Origin of the sequence: Sulfobacillus harzensis, assembly GCF_012933365.1 — a bacterium.
Taxonomy (GTDB): Bacteria; Bacillota; Sulfobacillia; order Sulfobacillales; family Sulfobacillaceae; genus Sulfobacillus_B; species Sulfobacillus_B harzensis.
In genome coordinates this window covers 1-7,676 of the sequence record NZ_JABBVZ010000133.1, presented here as the reverse complement: position 1 = coordinate 7,676, position 7,676 = coordinate 1, and the positions used below count along the sequence as shown (strand labels likewise).

General features: G+C 56.1%; 12 protein-coding genes and 1 pseudogene. 5 read left to right on the top strand and 8 right to left on the bottom strand.

What is annotated here, in order from left to right; all coding sequences use genetic code 11:
* Nucleotides 1–167 precede the first annotated feature (167 nt).
* Nucleotides 168–563: a helix-turn-helix domain-containing protein gene (locus tag HIJ39_RS20350; RefSeq protein WP_169102873.1), complete on the top strand. Its 396-nt coding sequence runs from the start codon at nucleotides 168–170 to the stop codon at nucleotides 561–563.
* A 96-nt stretch (nucleotides 564–659) separates the two neighbouring features.
* Here HIJ39_RS20350 and HIJ39_RS20345 read toward each other — a convergent pair whose 3' ends face one another.
* Nucleotides 660–884 (bottom strand): hypothetical protein, encoded by a 225-nt coding sequence (locus HIJ39_RS20345; protein ID WP_169102872.1) that lies wholly within the window; start codon nucleotides 882–884, stop codon nucleotides 660–662.
* Between the two features lie 825 nt (nucleotides 885–1,709).
* Here HIJ39_RS20345 and HIJ39_RS20340 point away from each other — a divergent pair.
* Nucleotides 1,710–2,621, top strand: coding sequence for a PDZ domain-containing protein (locus HIJ39_RS20340; RefSeq protein WP_169102871.1), 912 nt, complete (start codon nucleotides 1,710–1,712; stop codon nucleotides 2,619–2,621).
* A gap of 273 nt (nucleotides 2,622–2,894) precedes the next feature.
* Here the strand turns inward: HIJ39_RS20340 and HIJ39_RS25290 are convergent, their stop codons facing one another.
* From HIJ39_RS25290 to HIJ39_RS20325, 3 genes are all read right to left on the bottom strand, one after another.
* The gene (locus HIJ39_RS25290; protein ID WP_207711819.1) at nucleotides 2,895–3,041 is read right to left on the bottom strand and encodes a hypothetical protein; all 147 of its coding nucleotides are present in this window, start codon (nucleotides 3,039–3,041) and stop codon (nucleotides 2,895–2,897) included.
* Nucleotides 3,042–3,529: 488 nt separating this feature from the next.
* On the bottom strand, nucleotides 3,530–3,823 hold the full coding sequence (locus HIJ39_RS25285; protein WP_169102870.1) for an amino acid permease: 294 nt from the start codon (nucleotides 3,821–3,823) through the stop codon (nucleotides 3,530–3,532).
* A complete protein-coding gene (locus tag HIJ39_RS20325) occupies nucleotides 3,715–4,284 on the bottom strand; it encodes an APC family permease (protein WP_169102869.1) in 570 nt (189 codons plus the stop codon). The genes HIJ39_RS25285 and HIJ39_RS20325 overlap by 109 nt, the downstream gene beginning before the upstream one ends.
* A 674-nt stretch (nucleotides 4,285–4,958) precedes the next feature.
* Here HIJ39_RS20325 and HIJ39_RS23835 point away from each other — a divergent pair.
* Together HIJ39_RS23835 and HIJ39_RS23830 are read left to right on the top strand one after the other, a co-directional pair.
* Entirely contained in the window at nucleotides 4,959–5,375 is a 417-nt protein-coding gene (locus HIJ39_RS23835) for a hypothetical protein (RefSeq protein WP_338055257.1), read from the top strand.
* Nucleotides 5,297–5,665: a dihydrodipicolinate reductase C-terminal domain-containing protein gene (locus HIJ39_RS23830; RefSeq protein ID WP_207711817.1), complete on the top strand. Its 369-nt coding sequence runs from the start codon at nucleotides 5,297–5,299 to the stop codon at nucleotides 5,663–5,665. Before HIJ39_RS23835 ends, HIJ39_RS23830 begins: the two co-directional genes overlap by 79 nt.
* Before the next feature lie 140 nt (nucleotides 5,666–5,805).
* Here the strand turns inward: HIJ39_RS23830 and HIJ39_RS24360 are convergent, their stop codons facing one another.
* Both HIJ39_RS24360 and HIJ39_RS25280 read right to left on the bottom strand, forming a co-directional pair.
* On the bottom strand, nucleotides 5,806–6,246 hold the full coding sequence (locus HIJ39_RS24360) for an APC family permease (protein ID WP_243239852.1): 441 nt from the start codon (nucleotides 6,244–6,246) through the stop codon (nucleotides 5,806–5,808).
* Between the two features lie 25 nt (nucleotides 6,247–6,271).
* A pseudogene (locus HIJ39_RS25280) lies at nucleotides 6,272–7,081 on the bottom strand (APC family permease); the annotation flags it as partial.
* On the opposite strand from HIJ39_RS25280, the gene HIJ39_RS24740 reads away from it, so the two are divergent.
* Entirely contained in the window at nucleotides 7,020–7,148 is a 129-nt protein-coding gene (locus HIJ39_RS24740; protein WP_275107388.1) for a hypothetical protein, read from the top strand. The pseudogene HIJ39_RS25280 and the gene HIJ39_RS24740 sit on opposite strands and share 62 nt — an antisense overlap.
* Here the strand turns inward: HIJ39_RS24740 and HIJ39_RS24990 are convergent.
* Both HIJ39_RS24990 and HIJ39_RS25275 read right to left on the bottom strand, forming a co-directional pair.
* Nucleotides 7,145–7,387, bottom strand: coding sequence for an acetamidase/formamidase family protein (locus tag HIJ39_RS24990; RefSeq protein ID WP_207711816.1), 243 nt, complete (start codon nucleotides 7,385–7,387; stop codon nucleotides 7,145–7,147). The genes HIJ39_RS24740 and HIJ39_RS24990 overlap by 4 nt on opposite strands.
* Nucleotides 7,388–7,456: 69 nt before the next feature.
* A complete protein-coding gene (locus HIJ39_RS25275; protein ID WP_420824584.1) occupies nucleotides 7,457–7,570 on the bottom strand; it encodes an acetamidase/formamidase family protein in 114 nt (37 codons plus the stop codon).
* Between the last annotated feature and the right edge of the window lie 106 nt (nucleotides 7,571–7,676).

Genomic DNA, 7,676 nt, shown 5'->3' with positions numbered 1-7,676 from the left:
TGTTACAAAGCTGCCCTGATGGGCGGCCTGAAGTGCGCTCCTGGTCTGGGTTTGCGACTTTATGAAAACTCTCCTAGGGGGACGATCGGAATTCTTGACGTGACCAAACCATGGCACGTTTGGTCGCGTCGCCGGACAACCGCTGGGAACAGAAGGAGGTGCCCTCTATGCATACCTCACGGTCACGCGTTCGTGTGGATATCATCACCGTCGGCAAACGTCTAAGCTATTGGCGAAAGCTCCAGGGGTGGACACCGGTAGAATTAGCCGAGCTAACCTGTCATGCCCAACGGAGTTTTGGCATTGCCTGCCGTCCTGTTACAGCTGCATGGATTCGGATGGTAGAACGCGGTGCTTACGGGCGTCTATCCTCGTTAAGCCAAACACGGCTGTGGGCCCTGGCATTGGCCCTAGACATTCCGGTCGAATTCTTGGCTCCGCAAGCACACCAGAGTTCCAGCGCTACCGCAGCATGGGACGCGAACTCGCTATCCTCGATCATTACCCGCTACATTCTTAATCTGAGCGTCTGGTACCAAAAGTCCCAAGGTAAAGAGCCGTGACAAATTGCTTTCCAATACAAAAACGCCCCGGAACAGACCGTGGGACGAATTGCCCATGCACAGCCGCCGCAGGCGGAGACCGCCTTGTTTGGCAAATCAATCAAGAAATCCGGATACCCGATAAGATTTGCTCACCGCGCATTGTTGTGATCTCTTTTTTCCGACTTCGTTGGCGGGACTATTCTCCTGCCGCATGCGCTTATTTGTGACGCGCGTGAATGTGGCCACCGAAACTAGTCCACAGAGCTTGGCCCGCATAATGACCTGGTCGGTGAGGAGCCGCGCCTCCTTAACGGTGCGATTGCCGACAACCCACAGCATTGGTGCCCCCCGGGCCACCTGACATAGGAAATCTCCCGCAAGGTTTAATCGAGGTCTTCGTAAAAAAGGTGAGCACTTCTCGAACCCGGTTAACATCTTGCTCCGCGATTTGAGTCAAAACCGACGAGGGCAACTCATGCCTATGTCGGCGTGGGCATAAGTGTCGACGATACCGTGGGCAGTAAACAAGGGAACGCGACGATCGACATGTCACTGAGAGGCACATCAATCGTCGCGATGGTGTGCGCAACGGGACGTCAGTTGCCCATGCCCACCTCTGAGGACAGGCCGTTGCTGAGGCGGTGGGCACGTAGCAGAAGTAAGCGTCATGACCAACATTCGTCGTTCCTGTGCCAACGGCAGTTTGTGGATGCTTCGGAATTCCCGTCCGATGTCAAAGTGAGCCTCCCCGCTGATCCTCGTCGATGGATCATTTCCGTCGCTTCGGTAAACACCCCTGGCTGGTTAGCCCGCATCCGCAGTCCAGCCCCCGTGCTAGTCCAGCAATCAACCGAGGCGCCCAATCCCGCTTTCCATAAAGCACCACATGACACAGAAAATTGATTCGGATACGATCGCCAGGTTGGCGGCGCAAGCGTACTATTCATTGAGTTCGATAGAGTGACTCGGGTGCCGATCCCACTGTAGGTTGGAGGAGTTATCACGATGCGAAAGTTTGTGGTTATGGCGAGTATTGGATTAACGGGTATGTTAGTATCATGTGGTGTGCATGCCGGAACGCCGAGGGTGCACCCTACCCCCCCGAATCCATCTCGCAGTACCTCATCGGTAAATCACGCACCCACAATCAGCAAAGCGAGTGCTGTGGCGCTATTCAGGAAAGCGGACCCGCACTTCGGCGCCATCGGATCCGTCGCCTGGCAAAAACCATGGCTCGTCGTCACGACGGTTCCCGGCGGCGCGTCAGGGAACACATCCGGCGCAGTCGCATTGGTCACATCGCACAACGCGACGATTGTTCACAGTGGGAATGCCAGCCCTACACTGACCCCATTCCCGATTCCTGGGCACCCCCACACCATGCTCGGCATTGGATCGATTCCGGGGTGCCTCGCAACGGGCTCTTATGCCGTGAATGCGAACTGTGCGGAGTCCTTTGCAGACATTTTCTTGTTTTCACCACGGTGGCCTTATATTGTGGGCTCGTGGACCAGCCTACCCGGCACCGCATCCATCGTAAGCTTGCCGAACCATCAACACGGGATTGGCTTTCAGTTGTATACACCGCAAATGTCCCAGGATGGAACCCTCGCTGGGTGGGATCCCACCAAGATTGCCTACCCTGCTGTCTTCCAATGGAGTCCTGCGCAACGAACCTTGGCGATTAACCATCTTGGCCTTTATATGAGTCCCAACAAGCGTCCCAGTACCCTAGGCTACAGCGGAACGGGCCTCTACTTATCCGAAACTGCTCGTCCTGCATCGACGGCTGGTGTTCCCACGCCATCTGTGCTCGTGGCCATTAACGGCACGCACACGACGAGCCTCTTTCAGAGTGATTTGCTCGAATCCCGGGCCCCTCTTGGAAAACCCGTCAAACTCACGATTTGGAACGCAGGGTCCACCACAGCCTACACCGTGACGCCTCAAGTCACGCCTTTGGCTCAGTGGCTCCAGGGTGCCATCTATAACGTGCCACCGGAGCACCCAGCTCGTCCATCACCCAGTCCATCGCCAAGCCCAAGCCCCAGTCCGTCACCGAGCCTATCGTCGTAAATGATGTATCGATGCGGAGAACGCGTTCAAAGGCCCTTAATCATACACCCCCGATTTTCAGCCGGACCTCACAATCGAGTAGAGGCCTGGCAACGCGCACCACATTACCGCGTGGCGCAAGCGATCCTCGCCTTCCCGGGCCAGAACCCGCTCGGTATTTGTGATTGACTCCGGTTGTTCGCTTGTTGGGCCGCGCTTACGATGGGTCGCCCAGTCGAAATGGAACACATCTTTGTCCATCCGCTTAACGGTGTGAACTCCGAAGTAGTCGCGCTACACTTGTAACAAGTTAGCCGGCAGTCTGGCCGAGCGATATCTGTCAAAATGCGCAAGCGTACTGGAGAGGGCCGGCACTGGAACCCCATAGGTCGCAGCGGTCTTCACCACATTTCGCCAGGCGGTCTGGTAGGTTTCTAACAGCGGAAGTAGGGGGGATCCAAGTTGGTTCCTACGTTATATCCCCATCCATTATCCGCCACTAGAGGATTCAGCGTCAAAATCCTCCCTGTACTCGCCACAAGGGGCGTAACAACTGCGCATAGCTCACAAAATTGCTCAGTTTCTGAGTCGACACAGATGCCCCCCGACACGGAGCAACGGGGCATGCGCCGCATTTCCTAACAGGTGGCCCAAAAATTCCCCCATGGTGGCCAGGAGAATCAGGACGATGTACCCGGTGCTTGGACCCCAAACGAGAGCGGCCACGAGCCCCAGTGCGGCCGAGATGATAGCCACCCAAACCACGCCGTCGTCGGTGTCATATGCCGTGGGTGCGTATACGCGAGTTTCCGGGGCAATAGTTGTGCCTTACCCATGGTCATAAGCAATCGACTAACCACAATACTAGCTGCCATATTCACGCCCACGAGGCTATTAATCACGAACAAGGCTAAAATCAGCTCCGGCACTTAACCGAAGTAGTGCTGAACTACCGTAAGGCCAGGAATTGCCGCCGACGCGAAGGAACCCATCTTGGTATAGCCCCAGCCCACCGTAAAGGCATAGGACACCAAGACAAATAGTGCCACGACCAGAATGGTCGACCATATCAGCGCCCGGCGGATAGTTTTATGCGGAGCACGTGATTCACGACCTAGGTAAACCGTCGCCGTCGACCCGGACATCCCAAAGGCTGCGACCAAGAGTCCAATAGCGAATCCCCCATACCCGCCGCTGGCAAGATGAGGATTGTAGACGGCCAAGGTATTGTGAGTGTGTCCCGAAAAGATAATGACAAGCTAACGACGACCAAGAGGACCATTTCCATCAACGCGACGAAGATCGCGTAGTTCAAAGACGTCTTAATCCCGAGGTACGTCAACAAAGTGGAGGGAATCAGGAGCAACAATGATAACGGGATCCATAGCCAGCTAGCTGGATGAGCCACTCCCAGGATGGGCAACAAGGCGGACACCATCGTCCCAAAAAAGAGCGCATTGGCCGGAATGAGCGCAATGTAATAAACGACGTAGGACAGGCCTGCCAAATAGCCCCACAATGCCCCGGCCCCTTTTTCCACGAAATAAGCGACCCCACTAGCGCTGGCTAACTTGTGACTAAACTGATAGGGAGTGTTGATCCACAAAGCCACAACGATAATGCCGAGCAAATACGCCAATGGCAATGCTCCTAAGGCGTACGACGCGGCGGCTGTCAGCGCCACGGTCGTCGCCGCCAATGGTCCGTTCGCCGTTAATCCTTGGGCGAAGACTTGAAAAAACCCCACAGAATCATGCGCGAGCCCGCTGGAAGACGCTGATACCGTTCACTTTTCGGTCGCCATACCGACACTCCCTTACTTGGTTTATGCAAAAAGCGGACCATGTACGACTTTTCCGTGCCACGGTGTGACACAGCAATGCCCTGGACGGTTCCCCTAGAGCTTGACAGAACCCTAGCAGGTGCCATTATTTTCCACGCAGATATTCCTATTCGCGTCCACGGGTGCCAATTCCTTCGACTCTAGCCACTATTCAGAAAAAACGTGATCAAAATAGGCTTTTGACGGCCCTTCCGCGATCCCTTGCCCCTGACGAGATTCTGATTGAGAGAGCCGGCACACGGAGCCATGCGGGCGCGATAGGCCTTGTCCGAAAAGCCGCCCCGCCGAGTTATGATAGGAATCGAGCGACCTTATCCATAAAGGTTCACACCACGGCCGGCTCCGTTCGGGGACTCCCCATACTCCCCGGATCCGAATGCGATTTCTTATGAGAGCAAAGTAGGAGGGATTAACGTGGCCAAAACACGAGCCGCCGTCGCCGGGGCAACCGGCTGGGCGGTAGCGCCATTGCCCGAGCCATTTTATCGAGTGATGAATTCGAACTGGTAGGAGCCGTGTCTCGGCATTCGGCTGGACTGGATTTTGGGGAGACACTGGGCTTCCCGCCCAACGGCGTGATCATTCAAAAAACCGTCGAGGACGTTCTACCCACTCATCCCGACGTATTGGTGGACTATACCCATCCAGTGGCCGTCAAGCATCACACGCTTCTTGCGCTAAAGCATGGGGTAAATGTGGTTGTGGGCACCTCAGGGTTGAACGCCGATGACTATCAGGAGATTGCCCATGTGGCGGAAACCGTCCATAAAGGCGTGGTGGCGGCCGGCAATTTTTCCCTGACGGCGGCGTTGGCCAAAAATTTTGCCCTCCTCGCAGCCCAGCACCTCCCATCGTGGGAGATTGTCGAGTATGCCGATGCCATAAAGTCGATGCCCCAAGCGGTACAGTCCAGGAACTGGCCGAAGCCCTAGGCGAACAGCGGGCGCCCCATATCGACGTCTCGCTGGAAGAGACTCTGGGAACAAGAGCGACCCGTGGTGCCCAGATCGCCGGAGTCCCGGTCCATTCAATCCGGCTTCCCAGTTACATGCTCGGGTTTGATGTGATTTTTGGCATGGGTGACGAACGCCTCATTCTCCGTCACGAGTCGGGGTCCAGCCCCGAGCCCTATGTCTCGGGTACCCTAATGGCCGTCAAACACGTGACGTCCATTACCGGCCTTGTCCGCGGTCTGGACCAGCTGTTATTTGGTAAGGACTAAAAAACCGCTCTCAAGCGAAAACGGTCGGGGGCGACAGTTTCCCCCTACCAATGAATTTTTCTACCCATTAAAGCAGTCGCTCGCGGTTGCCAAAGTGCCAACACGACCATTTTCGTTGCTAGATCATCATGACCCGAACCCTAAGCCTCTTCACGCATGAGCGTTTCCCCGAGCCGCGAGGCCGCTTGGGGCGACCTTATAGCAATGACCACGCCAATCGCCACCCAAAGAAGCACAAGATACGGAAAATAATTGCCGGGGGCCGCGGGAACAGGGTAGATGTTGGACCACAACGTATAGGCTAAGAGAATCACCGCAAGACCCGGAATGGCAAACTGCCAGCCCCGCCATCGCCCAATTCTCCCGAATAGCTTCATGGCGGCAACCTGGGTAAAGAGGTAGACCAGGAGCAGCGCCAATACACCGATGGTGCCTAACCAGCCAAACACGCTCGTCCCCAATTGTCCCTCTAGGGCCAATACCAGAATGAACGCCACCACCATGACCACGGCCAAGGAACGATATGGCGATTGAAAACGCGGATGGGCTTTGTCCCAGTTTCTTGGGACCAAACCCATCACGACTCATGGCAAATAAAATCCGAGCTCCCGCCGTCGCCGTTACTAGAGCCGAAGAGAAAGCAGAGATGTTGGCCCCAAACATGATGATGGCCGCCATGGCACGTCCTACATAGGTTTTGGCCAATGTTGCGAGAGGGGCCGTAGATGCTGAAAAAGCATGGACCCCTGCTGACCCAAGACCAAAGCCCTCCGATTGCGTGTAACTAATGAGAAGGTAAAAGGCACCGGTCAGAAATACCGCCATCATAATGGCCCGGGGAATGGACCGTTTCGGATTGGCCGTTTCCTCACCCAGCGTCGCGGCCCCCTCGAACCCGGCAAAGGACAAGAAGGCAAAGACGCTCGCCAGCCCGACAGCCGAAATCCCTTTGGAGCCAACGACAAACGGCTTCAGGGAAAGCCCGTGAGCACCACCCTTGGCCAAAATCACGGCTGTCAGGATGAGAATAATAATGATGGAGACGCCTTCGAATACCATTGTCACCCGGGTTGGCAGGCGGACATCGCGAAACGACAAATACCAGAACAGAGCGCCGGCCACGACCGCAGGAATAATCCAGGGTATCTGAATACCTAAGAACGCCAGGAAGGTCTGAAAAAACGCTCCGACCTCGGCCATCGACGCCCCGGTGAACGCGACATAGGTTAAGAGGATAACCCAGCCCGAGAGAAAGCCAAAACGCGCGCCAAGTCCACGACCATTAAACGCGTAAACCGAACCGGCATGAGCATACGTCCGACTAAATTCAATGAATGAGTAGGAGACCAAGGCAATGGTAATTAACGCCCCCAGAAAAGCCAGGGGAACGGCCGTACCCGCGATCGAGGCCGCCAATGACCCGTTTAAGGCCATGGCTGCCGTCGGTGCCATGATGGCGATGGAAAGGGCGGCCGCTTCCTAAATCCCCAGTTCCCGCTTGAGCCCGTTCATACCATGCCCCCCTCTAAGACCGCTTTGGGAAAGTGCATCCACCCAGTTCGGGGCATCCACGATTTCCGAAATTTTGAGATCCCCGGCCACGCTGGTGAGTAAGTACGCATCTTCGGGGGCCAAGCCCCCAAGACGGGCCAACCACTCCACCATTTCCTGAGTAGCTACGCGGGCGGCTTCCCACAAGTCTGGGCCGATCCCGCTAGTCACTCAGCAGGCGTTCGACTGATATGCGAAGCCAGGGGTTTCGAGACGCGGCGTGCGCACGCGAGCGCCTTTCTAGAGATGCACTCTCAGGACCACGGAGGAACTTGTTTCAATTGCTGTGCCCGCCACTTCGCCATCCCCCTGAGCCGCTTGCGTGTCTCCTACCGAGAGCAATGCGCCCGGCACCGCCACCGGAAGCCACAGGCGGCACCCCGCTGTCAAGACCAGCTATGGAGAGTCAAGCTGCCTGTTGGCATGGAAGATCGGGGCGGCAATGTAGGCATGCGCGCAG

Excerpts from the sequence above, each read along its gene's own strand:
- HIJ39_RS20345 (WP_169102872.1), bottom strand. The coding sequence starts at position 884 with ATGCTGTGGGTTGTCGGCAATCGCACCGTTAAGGAGGCGCGGCTCCTC.
- HIJ39_RS24740 (WP_275107388.1), top strand. The coding sequence starts at position 7,020 with ATGGTAATTAACGCCCCCAGAAAAGCCAGGGGAACGGCCGTACCCGCG.
- HIJ39_RS20350 (WP_169102873.1), top strand. The coding sequence starts at position 168 with ATGCATACCTCACGGTCACGCGTTCGTGTGGATATCATCACCGTCGGC.